At 51.5% G+C, this 18,274-nt stretch carries 17 protein-coding genes and 1 tRNA gene; 4 read left to right on the top strand and 14 right to left on the bottom strand.

Features of this window, described 5'->3' with window-relative positions; all coding sequences use genetic code 11:
• Positions 1-7: 7 nt before the first annotated feature.
• From pnp to ACFE8Q_RS12450, 5 genes are all read right to left on the bottom strand, one after another.
• Entirely contained in the window at positions 8-2,143 is a 2,136-nt protein-coding gene (pnp, locus tag ACFE8Q_RS12430) for a polyribonucleotide nucleotidyltransferase (protein WP_375445714.1), read from the bottom strand.
• A gap of 341 nt (positions 2,144-2,484) precedes the next feature.
• A complete protein-coding gene (gene rpsO, locus ACFE8Q_RS12435) occupies positions 2,485-2,760 on the bottom strand; it encodes a 30S ribosomal protein S15 (RefSeq protein ID WP_375445715.1) in 276 nt (91 codons plus the stop codon).
• 94 nt (positions 2,761-2,854) lie between these two features.
• Entirely contained in the window at positions 2,855-3,772 is a 918-nt protein-coding gene (locus ACFE8Q_RS12440) for a sterol desaturase family protein (protein ID WP_375445716.1), read from the bottom strand.
• 122 nt (positions 3,773-3,894) lie between these two features.
• Complete coding sequence (locus ACFE8Q_RS12445; RefSeq protein ID WP_375445717.1) at positions 3,895-5,100, bottom strand: TolB family protein; 1,206 nt, start codon at positions 5,098-5,100, stop codon at positions 3,895-3,897.
• 161 nt (positions 5,101-5,261) lie between these two features.
• Entirely contained in the window at positions 5,262-5,702 is a 441-nt protein-coding gene (locus tag ACFE8Q_RS12450; RefSeq protein ID WP_375445718.1) for an OsmC family peroxiredoxin, read from the bottom strand.
• A 203-nt stretch (positions 5,703-5,905) separates the two neighbouring features.
• On the opposite strand from ACFE8Q_RS12450, the gene ACFE8Q_RS12455 reads away from it, so the two are divergent.
• Positions 5,906-7,495, top strand: coding sequence for a GNAT family N-acetyltransferase (locus tag ACFE8Q_RS12455; protein WP_375445719.1), 1,590 nt, complete (start codon positions 5,906-5,908; stop codon positions 7,493-7,495).
• Between the two features lie 171 nt (positions 7,496-7,666).
• Positions 7,667-8,230 carry a PEGA domain-containing protein gene (locus ACFE8Q_RS12460; RefSeq protein ID WP_375445720.1) on the top strand — a complete coding sequence of 188 codons (564 nt, stop codon included), beginning with the start codon at positions 7,667-7,669 and terminating at the stop codon, positions 8,228-8,230.
• A 117-nt stretch (positions 8,231-8,347) separates the two neighbouring features.
• On the opposite strand, the gene ACFE8Q_RS12465 is transcribed toward ACFE8Q_RS12460, so the two are convergent.
• From ACFE8Q_RS12465 to purL, 4 genes are all read right to left on the bottom strand, one after another.
• A complete protein-coding gene (locus tag ACFE8Q_RS12465) occupies positions 8,348-8,734 on the bottom strand; it encodes a DUF2809 domain-containing protein (protein ID WP_375445721.1) in 387 nt (128 codons plus the stop codon).
• Entirely contained in the window at positions 8,731-9,633 is a 903-nt protein-coding gene (locus ACFE8Q_RS12470) for a glycerophosphodiester phosphodiesterase family protein (RefSeq protein WP_375445722.1), read from the bottom strand. The genes ACFE8Q_RS12465 and ACFE8Q_RS12470 overlap by 4 nt, the downstream gene beginning before the upstream one ends.
• Before the next feature lie 107 nt (positions 9,634-9,740).
• Positions 9,741-10,523 carry a tRNA pseudouridine(38-40) synthase TruA gene (gene truA / locus ACFE8Q_RS12475; RefSeq protein WP_375445723.1) on the bottom strand — a complete coding sequence of 261 codons (783 nt, stop codon included), beginning with the start codon at positions 10,521-10,523 and terminating at the stop codon, positions 9,741-9,743.
• A 145-nt stretch (positions 10,524-10,668) separates the two neighbouring features.
• On the bottom strand, positions 10,669-13,017 hold the full coding sequence (purL, locus tag ACFE8Q_RS12480; RefSeq protein ID WP_375445724.1) for a phosphoribosylformylglycinamidine synthase subunit PurL: 2,349 nt from the start codon (positions 13,015-13,017) through the stop codon (positions 10,669-10,671).
• Between the two features lie 136 nt (positions 13,018-13,153).
• On the opposite strand from purL, the gene ACFE8Q_RS12485 reads away from it, so the two are divergent.
• Positions 13,154-13,238 (top strand) — tRNA-Ser (locus ACFE8Q_RS12485).
• 387 nt (positions 13,239-13,625) lie between these two features.
• Complete coding sequence (locus ACFE8Q_RS12490) at positions 13,626-14,891, top strand: hypothetical protein (RefSeq protein ID WP_375445725.1); 1,266 nt, start codon at positions 13,626-13,628, stop codon at positions 14,889-14,891.
• A gap of 290 nt (positions 14,892-15,181) precedes the next feature.
• Here the strand turns inward: ACFE8Q_RS12490 and ACFE8Q_RS12495 are convergent, their stop codons facing one another.
• The 5 genes from ACFE8Q_RS12495 to ACFE8Q_RS12515 form a co-directional block, all read right to left on the bottom strand.
• Entirely contained in the window at positions 15,182-16,678 is a 1,497-nt protein-coding gene (locus tag ACFE8Q_RS12495; protein ID WP_375445726.1) for a hypothetical protein, read from the bottom strand.
• Positions 16,662-17,195: a hypothetical protein gene (locus ACFE8Q_RS12500; protein WP_375445727.1), complete on the bottom strand. Its 534-nt coding sequence runs from the start codon at positions 17,193-17,195 to the stop codon at positions 16,662-16,664. Before ACFE8Q_RS12500 ends, ACFE8Q_RS12495 begins: the two co-directional genes overlap by 17 nt.
• A 29-nt stretch (positions 17,196-17,224) precedes the next feature.
• The gene (locus ACFE8Q_RS12505) at positions 17,225-17,602 is read right to left on the bottom strand and encodes a hypothetical protein (RefSeq protein WP_375445728.1); all 378 of its coding nucleotides are present in this window, start codon (positions 17,600-17,602) and stop codon (positions 17,225-17,227) included.
• Between the two features lie 80 nt (positions 17,603-17,682).
• Positions 17,683-18,081, bottom strand: coding sequence for a hypothetical protein (locus ACFE8Q_RS12510; RefSeq protein WP_375445729.1), 399 nt, complete (start codon positions 18,079-18,081; stop codon positions 17,683-17,685).
• Positions 18,081-18,266, bottom strand: coding sequence for a hypothetical protein (locus ACFE8Q_RS12515; RefSeq protein WP_375445730.1), 186 nt, complete (start codon positions 18,264-18,266; stop codon positions 18,081-18,083). Before ACFE8Q_RS12515 ends, ACFE8Q_RS12510 begins: the two co-directional genes overlap by 1 nt.
• Positions 18,267-18,274: the final 8 nt, after the last annotated feature.

Genomic DNA, 18,274 nt, shown 5'->3' on the forward strand with positions numbered 1-18,274 from the left:
CAACAATCTATGCTTTGGTATTGTTCTCTGGGCGAGGTAAGAGTGCCTTACGAGATAAACGGTATTTTCCCGTCTTTTTGTCAATCTCAACCAACTTAACCCGAACCGTTTCACCTACCTGGAACACACCGTCCATGGTTTCGAGACGCTCCCATTTCACTTCCGAGATATGGAGCAGACCATCTTTACCCGGCAGGAATTCAACGAAGGCGCCAAACGGCTGGATCGTCTTCACTTTACCGTCATAAATCTCGCCTACCTCGGCTGTTGCCGTAATGCCTTTCACACGGCTAACGGCTTTGTCCATGCTCTCTTTGTTGGTGGCATAGATGCTGACAAAGCCAGACCCTTCGCGCTCTTCGATGTTGACCGTGGCCCCCGATTCGCGCTGAATTTCCTGAACAACTTTACCACCGGGCCCGATTACTGAGCCGATCTGATCCTGCGCAATCTTAATTACATAAGCTCGTGGTGCGAATGGTTTCAGGTCGGGCTTCACAGCGTCGAGCCCTTTCTTCATTTCGCCCAGGATGTGTAACCGACCAGCACGGGCCTGATTCAGGGCTTCGGTCAGAATTTCATATGACAGACCGTTCACCTTCATGTCCATCTGAACAGCGGTAATGCCTTTTTCCGTACCCGTCACTTTAAAGTCCATGTCGCCCAGGTGATCTTCATCGCCCAGGATGTCTGACAGAACGGCGTATTTGCCCGTGGCTTCGTCTGAAATCAAGCCCATTGCAATACCGGCTACGGGTGCTTTGATTTTGATACCGGCATCCATCAGCGCCAACGTACCTGCACAAACTGTCGCCATCGATGACGAACCGTTTGATTCCAGAATATCGGATACAATACGGATCGTGTACGGGTTGTCGGCACCTTCGGGCAGCATGCCTTTCAGCGCGCGGTGAGCCAGGTTACCATGACCAATTTCGCGGCGGCTGGCGCCCCGGTTTGGCTTCACTTCGCCGGTCGAGAAACCGGGGAAGTTGTAGTGCAAGAGGAATTTGTTGTATCCCTGCGTCAGGGCCTGATCAACAATCTGCTCGTCGAGTTTGGTACCTAGCGTAACGGTCGTCATCGACTGCGTTTCGCCACGCGTAAACACGGCCGAACCGTGGGCACGGGGCAGGTAATCTACTTCGCACTGAATCGGGCGAATCTCGTCGAGTTTCCGGCTATCGAGGCGGTAACGCTCGTTCAGAACCAGGTTCCGTGAGGCTTCCCAAACAACGTCGCTGAAGTAGGTCTTCACCAGTGATGTGTTCACTTCAGTACCTTCTGGCAGCGAGGCAATGTATTCTTCACGAACTGCCTTGAACCCTTCCGAACGGGCTTTTTTGCTCGCCTGACCTTTCAACGCTACTTCGTATACCTTGTCGTACGTGGCCGCGTGCACCGCTTTCCGAAGTTCTTCGTCATGCGTTTCGTGGTTGTAGGTACGTTTCTCGGTCTTGCCAACCTTTGCTTCGAGTTCTTTCTGAGCCGCACACTGCGCTTTGATGACGTCGTGGGCAATCTTCAGCGCCTCAACCACTTCGGCTTCCTGGCATTCTTTCATTTCACCTTCAACCATGTTGATATCGTTGGCGTTGGCCGCTACGATCAGGTCTAGGGTGGCGCGCTCCAGTTCTGAAGCGAGCGGGTTTACTTTATATTGTCCGTCGATTTTGGCAACGCGCACTTCCGAGATCGGCCCATTGAAGGGAATATCCGAAACGGCCAGCGCAGCAGAGGCTGCCAGTGCAGCCAGTTGATCGGGCAGCACTTCGGGGTCGGCCGAGATCAGGGTGATCATCACCTGCGTGTCGCCGTGGAAATCTTCGGGGAAGGTTGGCCGCAGGGCACGGTCGACCAGGCGGGAAATCAGGATTTCGTAATCCGACAGCCGGCCTTCACGGCGCTGAAAGCTACCAGGAATGCGACCCGCTGACGCGAATTTCTCCTGATAATCAACCGATAAAGGCAGGAAGTCGATGCCTTCGCGGGCATCTTTAGAGGCAACTACGGTGGCTAACAACATCGTGTCGCCTAACCGGACAACAACCGCTCCGTCGGCCTGACGGGCTAGTTTGCCGGTTTCAATGGTAATTTCCCGTCCATCGGGAAGCGCAACCGTTTGCGTGGTGACTTGAAACATACAACAGATTTGGATTCTCGCTACAACAGCTTTAAAACATCACTTTGACTCACTCCTACCGCTTTCACCACAAAAAAGAAAAACGCCAGATAAACCGGTTCACAAACTGGAAGGTTTTTCCCTTCACAAAGCAGACTCACTGCTACGACAACCTGATACTGGACACTTCTTGATTACGACTGCGAGCAGCCAAAGGGGCGGAAACAGACGCTAACCTCTGTACTACAACTTAGACGAATAATTTACTGAATAGGCACAACTGAGTTGGCACAATTGAATTGGTACATAAGAAAAACAGGGAACTCGCTAGCGAGTTCCCTGTTTTTCGACAACCAGTCCGCTTATTTACGGATGCCAAGGGCGGCCAATACAGCCCGATAGCGGTTGATATCTTTACGTTGGAGGTAATCCAACATGCTACGACGCTTACCTACCAGTTTCAGCAATCCCTGACGGGTGCTGTAATCATGCTTGTGCACTTTAAGGTGCTCAGTCAAATGAGAGATCCGGTACGTAAACAACGCAATCTGAGATTCTGCTGAACCAGTGTCCCCCGGACTTTTTTGGGCACCCTGGGCAGCGAAAATTTCCTGCTTTTTTTCTGATGGTAAATACATCGTCAGACAGCTTTTTGTTTACAAAATGATTTTACAGCCGCAAAGGTAGTCAATCAATGCTCAATTATCAATGAGCATTGATCAATTACGGAGCCTACGGCTTGGTTTCTAGTCGGTCGTTCTGCAAAGCCATCGATACTTGGTCATTGTTCACTGATAATTGCCGTAGCTCCTTTGTCGTTTTCCTCGATCCGTCGTGGCTCCAGCCGGGGGGGCCGAAGAGGTAGCCGAGGGCGTTGCGAAGAGAACCGGCATGGCGCAGGTCGCGAGCTATATCCTCCCATTCGTGGAAAGCAATCTTTACCGGGTTGTAGGAGCCTACATTCTTGGTGAGGCCATACGTGGGTCGGTGCTGCTCCGGCTCGAAGGTGCCGAACAGGCGATCCCAGATGATGAGTACCCCCGCGTGGTTTTTGTCCAGGTACGTTAGATCCGAACCGTGATGAACCCGGTGGTGCGATGGCGTATTGAATACCCATTCAATGGGCGCAGGAAACCGGTTAATCAATTCGGTGTGAATCCAGAATTGGTAGAGTAAGCTGATCGACTGCATAGTCATAATGGCCAGCGGTGAAAAGCCGATCAGGGGTAACCAGAGCCAGAAAATGAATGATCCCGTGATGGTGCCCGTCCAGGTCTGGCGCACAGCCGTGCTCAGGTTGTACTTCTGCGACGAATGATGCACCACATGCGACGCCCAGAACCAGCGGCTTCCGTGGCTGATGCGGTGGAACCAGTAATAGCTGAAATCTTCGGCAAAAAAGAGCACAATCCACGGCCATACCTGCGCCATATCGATCGTGAACAGCCGGAACTGATACACCAGTGTATAGGCAGCCAGCGCAAAAGCCTTCCCTACGAAGCCGACGATCACGCTGCCAATGCCCATTGTGATGCTACTCGCACTGTCTTTGGCCTCGTAATGGTCGCGTTGTTGCCAGGCTGTGATAGCCACTTCGGCAGCGATCAGTATCACAAAAGCTGGAATGGAGTAATTGACCAGATCGTTCATATTCTTTCAAGGATTCATACAAATCTAGGTACGTTCCAGCAAAAAAACACCCGCCACAACAAGCAGTTGAGCGGGTGGGTAGTGTATTGCAAGCCAAAGCGGCTGCCAACATCAATTTACTATCACGGAAGGCTGATCTGCTTCAGCGAGACATTAACGGCCAACGACGTAGGCAAATATGTTGAGAAAGTTAACTGTGTATTGGTGCGCCAGTCCAACCGAGTCTGATAGGATAGGCGTTCATCAGCACTCGTAAGCTGGTTGATCTTAAGCGTTTTGAGGTTCATGACCCAGATGGCATTATATCCAGACCTGTCACTGACAAAGGCAAGCTGCTGACCATCGGGTGAAAATGATGGTCGATTATCATACCAGTCAGAAGCTAAAAGTGGAGTAGGGTTTCCTCCATTAAGCGGAACTCGAACGAGGTTATAAGCGGTGCGATTGGCAGAAGGAACATCTTTCTGTTGGGAAACTACAATGTATGTATCGTCTGACGACCAATCTATTTGATCTGAGTACAACCCACCCAAAGACGAACCTAGACGAGACGCTCCTCCATTTGATACTGACACTATCCAGAGTTCTGCTCCATTGGCAACGTAAGCCAACTTTTTACCATCACTAGACCATTCGACGGTAAAGATGGATCGTTGTGTATCCAACAACTTTACTGTCCCAGAGTCTACATGTTCAATGAATACCTGCGTACTATAGCTGGTGTTATTATTCCTGCCTCCTAAAAAAGCTACATATTGGCCATCTGGTGATAAAACCGGCATTGTACCCACGCTTTTCAGGGTACGTACACTGCCATCAGACCGTCTCACTTCTATTCCGGCAATCCCCTCGTAGACCAAACTTGAACCACCCCAGGCACCATAGGCAATGTACGGAGTATTGGATGGGAACAGTAATAATGCTGTACTTAACGTACCGACATTGGTGGTGACTACCCTGGAGCCACTACTGGCCAGTTTCGGATGGGTTGCCTTTACCTGAGCGTATACCGTTTTCCCTGAAGTCAGGTTCCGAAGTGTATATTGCTGCACGTCTCCATTCACAACGGCTACTCTCACCAGGTCCTTTTCGCTTTGCTCCGACATATAGATTTCATACTGAGTCGGACTGACCGGTTTAGGGCTGCCAGGCGTGCTATACATCCCTTCTTCGAAATAGAAAGTAGGGGCCCACTTCATTACTAGCCCATCGGGAAGTGGCTCTACACCCAGGGATAGACTTTTTAAGTACCCGCTTGGCGCAACCTCATTGGATTTACACCCAATTACCAGAATCGTAAAGAGGCAAATAAGTAGCTTGTAATTCATAATGTCGGCTTAGTTGACTGCATATTTCCCCGAGACCCAGATTCAGACGGCCTGGTTGCAAAGCTATGTGTAACTAGATCATTCCATTATTACTGCCAAATGCCGCTCAGCTACATACAGGCAGCTAGAGCGGCATTTGGGAGCAGTACGGTCTATATGCTTTACACCAGCGTAGCGGTCAGTGTCACCTTAATATCGGGTGACAGCGCGCGCGAGATGATGCAGTTTTTCTTGGCATCGTTGGCGATCTCTTCGAATTTGGCCTGATCGAGGCCGGGTACGCTACCCGTCAGCACCAGATCTACAGCAGTGATGGTTAGCGTGTCCATGTCCATTGTCAAAACGGCTTTCGTTTCCAGATTGGTTGGGGTAAAACCCTGCTGGCCCATCGTGGCTCCGGTGGCCATAGTGAAACAACCCGCATGAGCAGCGGCCAGTAGTTCTTCGGGGTTTGTGCCCGCACTACCGTCTTCGCTCAGGAAACGGGTTTTGAATGAAAAGGGAGTGTTGTTCAATACGCCTCCCGTGGCCGATAATGAGCCGGTACCTTCCTGTAGGCTGCCCGACCAGGTGGCCGATGCTCTGCGTTTTGCTTGTGCCATGATTGTGGTTAAAAATGAGCGTCAGGTATATGACGTTGCCACTTAAACCAGCAGCATAGCCCAGATTGTTTCATTGGCGCATCGACTTTATCGATCATTCATTGATAACAGCACCAGACGCACCACTTTTTGCCACTTTCGAAACCAAGCCCGCCCTACCCGCTGTTACTTCGGCATAGCAAGTTCTAACTACTCCATTATAAATGCGTATTGTAAGCAGGAATCTCAAGAAGAGTGATTACGCCGATTTGAAAGAGGCCATGATCGAGTCGTACAGTGGTATCGGTGGCGATTATTGGGAGAAAAACCTGATCGATAAACTTGTCAATATTTTCCCCGACGGGCAGTTCTGCGTGGAAGTCGATGACAAGGTGGTTGCGTGCGCGCTGGCTATCCGGGTGAAGTACGCCGACTTTGGTGATAATCATACCTTCGAGGAAATTACCGGTGAATACACCTTCGATACCCACACCAACAAAGGTGACTGGCTCTACGGTATCGAGGTATTCGTTCACCCCGACTACCGCGACCTGCGGCTGGGTCGCCGCCTCTACGACGCCCGGAAGGAACTATGCGAACAGTTGAACCTGAAAGGCATTCTGGCAGGGGGCCGGATTCCCAACTACCGGAAATACGCCGACGAACTATCGCCCCGCGAATTCATCACGCGGGTGAAACAGAAAGATATTTACGATCCCACGCTCTCGTTTCAGTTGTCGAATGATTTCCACGTCAAGAAAGTGTTGCGGGGCTACCTGCCCGGCGATACCGAATCGAAAGAGTACGCGACGCTGCTGGAATGGAACAACATCTATTACGTGGCTGAAAAGGACCGCAAACCGCATACCGACTCGATTATCCGGCTGGGTGTGGTGCAGTGGCAGATGCGCCACTTCCCGGACATCCAGGCCTTCTTCGACCAGGTAGAATTCTTCACCGACGTTGTTTCCGACTACAAGGCCGATTTCCTGGTGCTGCCCGAATTCTTCAATACGCCGCTAATGGCGCAGTTCAAGAATATGCCTGAGCCACAGGCCATTCGCGAACTGGCAAAATACACGGAAGAAGTGCGGGAAAAGATGTGCTCGTTTGCTATTTCGTACAACGTAAACATCATTGCCGGCTCGATGCCGCTGATGGATGAAGGTAAACTCTACAACGTGTCGTACCTCTGTCGCCGGGATGGCTCGTATGAAGAATACCGCAAGATTCATATTACGCCCAACGAAGTGAAATTCTACGGCATGGTAGGTGGCTACGACGTGAAAACCTACGATACCGACTGCGGCAAAATCGGCCTGATGATCTGCTACGATGTCGAATTCCCGGAACTGGGACGGGCATTAGCGGCGCAGGGTGCGCAGATTATCTTCGTTCCCTTCCTGACCGATACGCAGAACGGCTACTACCGCGTGCGGAATTGCGCCCAGGCGCGGGCAATTGAAAACGAGTGTTACGTGGCCATTTCAGGCTGTGTGGGCAACCTGCCGAACGTACCCAACACGGATATTCACTACGCACAGTCGGCGGTATTTACGCCGTCGGATTTTCAGTTTCCCAACAACGCCATTAAGGCAGAAGCGACAACGAATACCGAAATGGTCCTTTTCGCCGACGTCGATGTATCGTTGCTGAAAGAGTTGCACGAATACGGCTCAGTACAGAACCTGAAAGACCGTCGTACTGACCTGTATGATGTGACGGTAAAACGGGCCTCGCGGCGGGCCGCCAAAAAAGCCTCTCATGACAATGACCCCGAACACAATGCCCCACTGATCGTGGTGTCGGAGTAGCAGGTACGTTCAGTTATTATCTTATCATTATTAAAAAAGCTATTGCTGCGCCTAGATGGACCAGCAATAGCTTTTTTGTTTACTTGCGTTAATCTTTTTCACCAAAGCCCTATCCAAACGGCATAACGCCGGGCAATGGTGCACGGAATAAACCTCAACCGCGTATAGTCTATGTTTACTCACATCGTTGAAAACACCAAAACAAGCCTGTCACTGTTGGCAGCAGGCGTTGTATTATTTAGTAGCTGTAGTAGCTCGACAGTTATCACCAGTCAGCCCGCCGGAGCGAAACTGTTCGTGAACGGGCAGTATAAGGGCACTACGCCTTACCAGTACAGTGATACCAAAATCGTGGGCAGTACCACAGATCTTCGACTGGAAAAAGACGGATTTGAACCCTTTCAGGTGCCACTCGTCCGAAACGAACGGGCAGATGCCGGCGCTATTGTCGGGGGCGTTTTTTTTCTTTTTCCTTTCCTCTGGACAATGAAATACGACCCGGATCACACCTATCAGTTACGGCCGCTGAATGGCGTTGATCAGCCCGTTGCTACTCCGCCTGCGTCAATGGCGCAACCCTTATACGGTGTTCCTAACGCATCAGCAGCCCAGGCAACAGGCACGAAATCCAAAGCTGACCGCCTGCGCGATATCAAGAAACTCTACGACGAGAAGATTCTGACCGAAAAAGAATACGAATCGGAAAAGAAGAAAATCCTCGACAGTAACGATTAAATCGCTGATTGATTTGGGTCAGGCAGTGTTCTCCTACTACGCCACAACTGATGGATGGCAGGTACGATCAATGACACTGCCCGACCCCAAATGGCTGCGGTCTGTTTATGCCCCCGATCACTTCGTATGGGCAATTACCCACCGGTCAATCAACGTTCCCACTACAATACCGACGCTGTAACAGAACAAATCTGTTAAGAGAAAGCCGAAGCCAAGAATCAGGCCACCCAGGCGGGTTGCCCGAATGGCGTCGATCCACGGCGCATGGTAGAGTTGGCTGATTTCGATTCCAAAGGAAAAGAGCAAAGCCAGTAGCGCCACTCGTTTTGTTGGCAGCCAATTGAACAGAAGTGCGATACCAAAAAAAACCATCAGTGACCAGAGCGTATCACCGGCATAGGCACCGATGAATGGCAGTAGGTACGTGCCAAATCGCCTCGACGCTAACCCTAAAGCTAGTACACTGACTGTCAGACCACAGTAAATAAGTCGATTCCGTTTCACCTCAGTCCGTTCTGGTTCAACGCTCTGGCAACTTCCAGCGGTCGGTCCGTCGAGAGCATATCGGCACCGGCGGCTGTCCATTCTTTGTAAAGCGCATCCCCTTTGGCAGCGGCCTGTTTGTCGAGGTTACCCAACGTACCCAGAATAGTAGCGATGCCTTTGGCGTGCAGAAACGTGTACAGGCTCGATTCGGGCGTTTTCACACCCACGAACGCGAACATCCGGTTATCGGGAATACCCAGTTCGTGAAGCTGATTGTATTCGGCCTCGTTACGGATCGTAACGGAGATCATCAGTTCAGGAGCCAGCCGATTCACCAGCGCGGCATCCCTGGTGTTGTAGGTGATAATGGCCACGTTATTCTCTGTCCTGGTCTTGCGCACCTGGTCAACGACTTTAGCGAACGACACATTGCGTTTTACATCGAGCGTAAACATGGCCCCCCGCTTGCGGCCCCAATTCAGGGTTTCCTCCAGCGTGGGCACGCGGAATGCCGTTGGATTGCCCTGATTATCTTCCAGTTTTACTTGCTGCACCTCGGCGTAGGTACGTTCGATAAGTTTGCCCGTTCCGGTGGTGGTGCGGTCGAGCGTAGCATCATGCATCATCACCAGCACACTGTCTTTAGTCAGGTCAATATCGCATTCGATGACGGCCGGGGCGTCGGGGCGTTCAATTTGGCCGGTCACATACTCGAACGATTCGATGCAGTTTTCGGGAAAGCCGCGCAGGTCTCCGCCACCCCGGTGCACAGAAATTAACGGGTGATTACCAGCAACGTACCTGAACCGTTCGGTGGCTCGAATAGATGAGTTGGTTAGCGTGGTTTTGGGCGAGCAGCTACTAAATAAGCTGGTAAAGGCAAGGGAATAGATGAATGAGGTTTGAAAGCGATTCATGGGAAAGCGTTTGTGATGGAGTGTTTTTAATTTTTCTCGGTGTTACCCCCAACCCCCTGAAGGGGGCTAATGCGCTGCTTCATAACCTAGCAGCGCATTAGCCCCCTTCAGGGGGTTGGGGGGTAACCATTATCAAACCGACGCGCCAGCACCGTTTCCGGGTACGTTACTTCAGTTAAAAACAACCCGCTGGCGGGGGCAGCCCGGCTAGCCAACGTTCGATCTTCGGCGCAGATGATAGCCTCAAACTGCTCAAGGGTCATGCGGTGCTGACCAATATCGAGCATCGTGCCAACAATACAGCGCACCATGCCGTAGAGAAACCGGTCGGCTTTGATATGGAAAATTAATGAATCAGGCCCTTGCTCCCACTCGGCCCGCATCATATTGCAATGGTAGTGGTTCACGTTCGTACGTACTTTGCTGAAGCTCTTGAAATTACTGAATGTCAACAGCTTCGCCGCCGCTTCGTTCATCAGTGGCACATCCAGATGCGGCCGAAAAATATAGCTCTGATTGGGCAGAAAAGCGCTTTTTTGCCGACGAATGTGATACTGGTAATACCGCGATTTAGCTGAAAACCGGGCATGATCGTTGGGGCTAACGGGGAAGATGCGATAAATGGCGATGCCGTCGGGCAGCATGTTGTTCAGCGAGTGAACCAGCAAATCATGGGCCGGCAGCTCGCCATCGATCTCGAAGTGGGCATACTGCTGTCGGGCGTGTACACCCGCATCGGTGCGGCCGCTGCCAACAATATAGATTGGCTGACTGAGTCGTTTGGTCAGCGTTTCTTCCAGCACCTGCTGCACCGAAATACCATTCGGCTGAAACTGCCAGCCGTGGAAGTCGGTACCCTTATAACTCAGTTCAATAAAATAACGCTGCATAGTATATTGGTCATTACGCTGCGCTGTCATTTGTAGTCATTCATTATTCTGATTAATGACTATCTACTGATAATGAATAACTACAACTATTAGCGCAGCATAATGACCACTTAATGACCGGTACGCCGGAGCGGCCACAGGCAAATTACGCCATGATCTTGCCTAGCGCGTTGTTGTACAGATCCGACGCTTCGGCAGTTGGTAGAACGGTTTGGCCGTCGACCACGAAGTCGGCGGCGGTCACGTCGCCTATTTTGCTGTAAGCCACGCTCGCATGGTCCATAAACTGCTCGAAATCAGCCTGTTGCTCAGCCGATACCGACACGACAACCCGGCTTTGGCTTTCGCCAAACAGGTACGCATCTTTGCGGTAATCAGCGTCTGTGGTAATGGCGAAACCGGTACCGCCCGCCATTGCCGATTCGGCCACGGTAACGAACAGGCCACCGTCTGAAATATCGTGTGCCGATGCAATCAGCTTCTTAATAATCAACCGCTTAATTACTGACTGAAGCGTCAGTTCCTGATCGATATCGAAGGCGGGCGCCGGCGACGCTTTCACGCCCCGGTACGAGTACAGATACTCCGACGACGCGATGTCGTTTTGTGATGAGCCAATCAGGTAGATGCTATCGCCGACCGCCCGGAAGTTGAGCGTCATGCGGTTGTCGGGCTTTTCCATCAGGCCCAGCATCCCGATGGTTGGCGTCGGGAACACCGGCCCATCATCTGACGACTGATTGTAGAAGCTGACGTTACCGCCGGTGACCGGCGTCTCGAAACGGCGGCAGGCCTCGCCCATGCCTTTCACGGCCTCTACGAAATGCCAGTATACTTCAGGTACGTAAGGATTGCCAAAGTTCAGGTTGTTGGTCACGGCCAGCGGTTCGCCACCGGTGCAAACCACGTTGCGGCAGGCTTCGGCCACGGCGATCTGTGCGCCCACATAGGGGTTGGCGTTCACGTACCGGCTGTTACAGTCGACGGTGATCACGATCGACTTTTCTGACTTCGGAATACCCGCGCCTTTCACCCGCACCACGGCGGCATCAGACGGCGCGTTGGTGCTGCGGTTGCTGGTGCCCACCATCGAATCGTACTGCTGCGATACCCACTGCCGCGAGCAGATGTTCGGGTGGCTTAACAGGTGCTTTGCCACGGTGCTCAACTCGTTGGTCGTTACGTCGGGTACGCTGCTGATGCGGAATTTCTGGAACTCCTTAATGTAGGCAGGCTCTTTGTATTCGCGGCGATACTGCGGCGCACCACCACCCAGCACCAGGTCATGCGCAGGTACGTCGGCAACGAGTTGACCATAGCGGTAAAAGTGCAGTCGACCAATGCCATCTTCGGGGGCGGCGGTCACTTCACCGATCTGGGCGCAGTGGAGGTCCCACTTATCAAAAATGCCCTGGATCACGTTCTCGCGGCCTTTTTCAACCACCACCAGCATTCGCTCCTGCGATTCTGACAGCAGAATTTCAAACGGAGCCATATTCGGTTGGCGCGTGGGCACTTTGTCGAGGTCGATGATCATGCCATGCTCACCCTTGGCGCTCATCTCTGAGGTTGAGCAGATGATACCGGCCGCGCCCATGTCCTGAATACCAATCACGTACCCGGTGGCAATGATTTCGAGCGTGGCCTCGAGCAGCAGTTTCTCCATGAACGGGTCACCCACCTGCACGGCTGGCAGCTTGTCGGTCGAGGCAGCCGAGATATCTTCCGACGCGAACGTGGCCCCGTGGATACCATCTTTACCCGTTGCCGAACCGACAATATACACCGGGTTACCCACGCCGTAGCTGGTTGCTTTGGCGCTCTTGCCCACCTCAACTATACCCGCCGAGAACGCATTGACGAGCGGGTTGGTGTTGTAGCATTCGTCGAAATAGAGCTCGCCGCCAACGGTTGGAATACCAAATGCATTGCCGTAGTCGCCGATGCCTTTCACTACGCCGCGCAACAGCCGACGGGTTTTGGGCAGGCTCAGATCACCGAAACGGAGGGAATTCAACTGGGCAATGGGCCGCGCACCCATCGTAAAAATATCGCGGTTGATGCCGCCAACGCCCGTGGCGGCACCCTGGTAGGGTTCCAGTGCTGAGGGGTGGTTGTGCGATTCGATCTTGAAGGAACAGGCCAGTCCATCGCCGATATCGACCAGCCCTGCGTTTTCGTCGCCGGCCTTGGCCAGCATCCGGTCGGAGTCGCGGGGGAGCGTTTTGAGCCAGACGATGGAGTTTTTATACGAACAGTGTTCCGACCACATCACCGAGAAGATGCTGAGTTCGGTGAAGTTGGGCTGACGACCGAGGATGGCGACGATCTTGTCAAATTCTTCGGGTAGCACCCCTAGCTTACGGGCGGTTTCAACGGTGGGAATGGGATCTAGACTAGTCTGCGGTTGTTCGGGAGCGTTCACAGTGCGTACCACAAAGGGAGAAAAATGGAGGATGAAAACGAGTTGAGTAGGTTGGTTATACCCATTCATTATCAAGCCGGTAAGCCGGAACGGCCCATACTTGACAGGGCAAAAATAGGCTTTTTTGCCCGTTCGGGGCCATTTTTTTCTGCTTGCGGCTTGACAAATGTCAGAAATAAGCCTACTTTTGCATCATCGAATCCACAGAGAGATGGCAGAGTGGTCGATTGCGGCGGTCTTGAAAACCGCTGACTGTAACAGGTCCGGGGGTTCGAATCCCTCTCTCTCTGCAAATAAGGAAAATTAATTTATTGGTTTAGAGGCCGAGCCACGTGGAAAACCGCGTGGCTCTTTCTTTTGCCCCTTTTCCAACTGCCACCACGACTTTACAAGGTCGTTTTAACTCGGTTGCGTTCGCGGTTACGTCAACCCAGCGCGGTTACGTCGGGTACTCTCGCGGTTACGTCAACTCATCGCGGTTACGTCAACCTAAATCGGTTACGTCGGTTACGTTCGCGGTTACGTCAACCCAACGCGGTTACGTCAGGCAAATAAAGGATTAAGTTAACTTATTGTAGTTATATTAATCCTTATAAATACACCTATCTACCTAGGACTATATTTTGTGTGGCCTTGAGTCCACCAATTTATAGTGACTCATGTATAACATTAACCGAATGGCACTTCTATTCTGGTTCCGAAAATCCACCCAAAACGATGAAGAAGGTTCAATTCAAATGCGTCTCACCTTCAACGCAGATCGTGAAGAATTAGGCTCAACTCACATCCTATGCAAGAAATCTCAATGGGATCAAGAGAATCAGTGTTTCTACGGCAAATCAGTCTGGGCTCAGGAGCAAGATTTAAAACTCAAAAAGCTCACAAAACGCATTGATACCCTTGTAGAAAATTTGGAACGTGATGGCCACGAGCTCAATGCTGCACTGATTAAAGATTTTTTCAAGTTACAGCACCGCCCTAATGGCGAACCCGGAGCAGGTATCGTTCATCGACGTACTCTATTCACCTTTCCAGATCTGGTTGTCTTTCATACCGAGCATCAGGTTAAACGCTTCAAATTAGATAAGATCAGTCAGGCCACACTCGATATCCAGGCTAACTATGCTGCCAATATCCACGACTATCTGACTGCAACTAAACGGGAGAAGTTACCAGCCACCGCGTTCAACGAAGAATTCATGGAGAATCTGGAACTACACCTTTCTGAAACTGAAGAATTCGGTGGGCCGCACATCGAGAAACATCTGAAGTATGTCAAGCAGGTCATGAAATGGTGCTGTGCCAGGCAACTTATCAAGCGTAATCCAATCGCAGAGTATGTGATAGAATGTAGTGATGAGGAGCCTGACACGACCCACCTAACAATTGAGGAACTGCAACGCTTGATCGATTTCAACTTTCACGCGCTGGTGGCGGCGGGAAAGATGCATATTATCACTGCCAATACGCTCTCGGCTGAACGGGATGCTTTCGTCTTCAACTGTTTCACCGGCATGCACCACTGTGATTACACATCGAAATTATTCCGCATTGAGCGTGATAAGAATGATGTGTACTGGCTTACTGGCAAACGTCAGAAGACCGGCAACGAATTTTTCCTGAAACTGCTCGAACCGGCCGTTACAATCCTAAAGCAGTATGGCGGCAACCTGGCTGACCTGCCTGCTAAATCGAATCAGAAGCGAAACGATTCGTTGAAGTTTATCGCGGTTCATGTCGAGCTGCCCTATAATCTGAGTACCAAAATAGCCCGCAAGACCTTCGCCGATCTGGCGTTGAATGAAATGCTGATTGGTGCCGATGACGTGGCCACTATGCTCGGCCTGCGCAGTACCAAACGTCTACGCCACTACGTTCGTCCCCGTCGTGAACGCCTGGCGAAATTGCTCACGAGTTGGAATGAACTCGCTTCAGCTGCGTAACCCTTTATTTGTCTGGCAGTTGGTATTAAGTGGCACTCGTCCCAAAAAGTTGCACCGTTTTGATCGATGAAATGCCAGATAGACAGGCATTTAAGGGCATCGTATCTATTTTTTCGTGCGGTTTTCTGTATTCTGACCCCGCCCTTTACCATTTTGGAAATTTCCATTTTCAAAAATGCCGAATAGCTGAAACGGCCAGCGGCCAATCCGTTCATTGCAATAGATTGGCCGCTGGCCTTTTCAGCTATGTTATTCTGACCTGGCAAGCACTGCTATTCACTGGTACCGGCTTACCCAAAATCCACTTCGAAGTCGTCACTGGCTCGTGTCAAGCCAACCTTCAGTCGACGGTAGATGTAGTAGTCGACCGTATCACTCAGGTGGGTCGCCCGCTCCTGCTCTACGTCGGCGCTCTCACTACTCTTATCCTTACTATAGTCCGTCTCGATCGGGCTGTTCTCTATACTGATCACCGTCGCCTTACACTTCTCTTCATCGATGCGCACCCGCCACTCGCATCCCTCCCTCTCGGCCAGCACCTTATTGATGTCATTGTGCTTGTCCTTATGGGCTGGGTTGAACGTGAGTGGTGCTGCTACTACATCCCACCCTGCTGCCTCCAGCACGGCCTCCACCTGCTCATACATGGTCCGGTTAGAACCCGCCGATTTATTACGCCCGTTCCGGTCACCCGTCAAAATCACCCGTTTTTTACGATGTCTGGAAAAGCGGTCGTTTATAGCATGCCCTAATGCCACCGCCATAGACTCATACTCCCCGGCGCTCTTGACGAACACATTCTCCACCTGCCTGGCCCACTCAGGGTCTTCCTGCCACATGGTCGCCGACGTGAAGTGAGCGTTGAAATCACACGAGGCTACCAGGTAATCATTAGCGTTGTAAAACGGCTTGCCTCCCAGCATCAGTGGAACGTCATCCTCCAGATCGTCATCCATAATGACGTGAACCTCTCTCCGGAAAGCCGGGTAGAATGTTTTAGGCAGCTTCGAAATCCGCTTACCATCTACTTCCACCTCAAACTCCATCTTTGTCAACGTCTCCCGTAAATCATCGATGTAATCAGGAGGTAGAAACGCCTGGTTATCCCGCGTCTTCACTTCCATAAAGTAATACTTGTCCGGATTCTTCTTGGCCGACTCCTCAATGTCGTACATCCACTGGCCATCCGGCGTCCAGGGTGGCGACGAAAACACCGCAAACGTATGGTGCAGAAAAGACGCAAATTTTCCGACGTTCGCTCGTAGCGTCGGTAATACGATTTTCAGCCAGGCGCGTTTAAAGTTCAGCCCTTCATCAACTACATAAAGATCGTAATTGGAGCCCCTGTTTTCATCGCTGGCCAACTTGAACGATTCAAGCTCGACCACAAATCCGTTCGCAAACGAAATACAGTTCTCCCAGTTATCCGGCGATTCATACGGCCGATCGAAATGCGCTGGTGGTTCTCTCCAGAGAACATAATCACCCTGGCCAGTAGCAAAGTCATATTCATAACAGCGCCAGCGAAGCCAACCAGCTTTTAGTCCTGGCGTCAGCTTCGACTTCGCTTTCTTGATCGTTTTTACGCCCCAGCCGCATTTCCCCCTGGGTAACTCTTCCGAGGCCACCTTCAGGAAGTCCGCCAATGTAATCGACTTGCCCGATCCACGACCGCCCACCATCCCGGCCATTTTATAATGGCGACTGGTCACGGCCGCCAGAAACTCGGCCTGCTTTTCATTCACGAGCAGTTCCAACTCGTCATCAACGCTACTCTCCGAGTTCATGGGTCGTATCAATTACAGTACGTGCTTGCTCCGGAGCCGGGAGCACATTCATCGTTTTCACCTTGATCACGACTTTTTGCGGTTTCTTCTTCTGCTCCTGATCAATCGCTTCCTGCTTATCATAAGCCCCGTCGATCTTCGCCGCCTTTTCCAGCAATATGCCGAAGCTGACCAGATCACCGGCGTCCTTTGCCTCTTTCGCTGCCGCCTTAAACATTTCTGCATACAGGTACTTTACACCATCCTTATCACGAGCCCGGCGCAGCTCAGCAAAAATCGCGTAGGATAACGCCAGAATCTCCCGGCCCCGCCTATCCTGAATCGACCGGCCGTTCTTCAGCATCGACAGCACCTGTTGATCAGAGTAGCCTTCGCGCAGCCAGGCACGTACCGTATCTATTTTCTCGAACGTGTCAAATTGGGTCGGTGTCAGCTCTACACCATCATTCAGCAGGTAGCGTTGATACACGCTCAACTCCTCCTGTACCTTCACCAAGTATTTATTATGCTGTCTCATCTCATCATTCCCGGTAAAAGCCAGAATTTTTAGCCCTCTTCAGTTTTTCCAGAATTAGCAAATTTCAAATCAGCCACTTCTGCTTCATAGGCTTCGCGCAGGCCAATCAACCTGTCCAGATCGGCTTGCCACTCGGCCGCTTTCTTATGCTCAGGTCGTTCCTGCAGCTTATCCTTCAGCTTGCTGATGTTGGTCCTGATCCGGCCCAACTCCACCTTAATTTCAGCTACCGACAACCCAGTGGTGGTCTTCGTTGGCTTCTCCATCGCCACCGGCCGACGTACCTGGCCAGTTTCCAGTTCGTACCGGCAGTCTTTCCACTGCTCACGCAGTTCAATGATCTGATCAACTATCTTCTTTCGGCCGGCAACATCATCATCGGCGAAGTCACCCAGCCTATTACTCAAAAGAGCGACGTCACGATTCAGCCGATCGGCCTCCAACGTGAGTCGCTCTTTCGCAGCGTCCACAGACTCCTTTACAGGCGCTATTCGCTTTTTTTTTCTAACTCGGCAGCATCACCGGCACCCTCACCAGTATTGGTGGGCTCTGATCCATTAGCAGGCTGTGAATCTGCAGCTGGTAGATTAGCTGGCGTTGTGAAGACTGTTTCAATTGCTTTCGCATTCTCCATCACTTTAGCTGCTTTCTCTTCGGGAGTCAGCACGTTGTTAATTCCAGCTGCTGCTGCTTGCTTACCTAGCTTAACAAATTCATCGACGACATCACCGGTTTTATCGTTGCCAGCCGCTTCTTCAGCCGCAACAGCATCATCATACATCGCCTGGGCTGCTTCAAGTGCCGCCTTCGTTTGGTCAGTACCCATCGCGCTGTGGTTCATCTGCGCCAGGTCAACCGATCCCTTCAACTGTGTCAAATTGGCCATTATTTCGCTGTGGCACTCTCAGCCACCGTTTTTACTGGTTTCGTTTCAACTATCCGCACGTACTGATCCGGGTACTGACCCGCAATCAACTCCGCCTGATCAACCGTCAGATTAGCGGCCGTTACCACTTCGTCGCCCAATGAGAATTTCATCTCCGGGCCACAGATCAACTCCACTTTTTTCATGATAAAAC

It is taken from the genome of uncultured Fibrella sp., assembly GCF_964250085.1.
In the GTDB taxonomy this organism is placed as follows: Bacteria; Bacteroidota; Bacteroidia; order Cytophagales; family Spirosomataceae; genus Fibrella.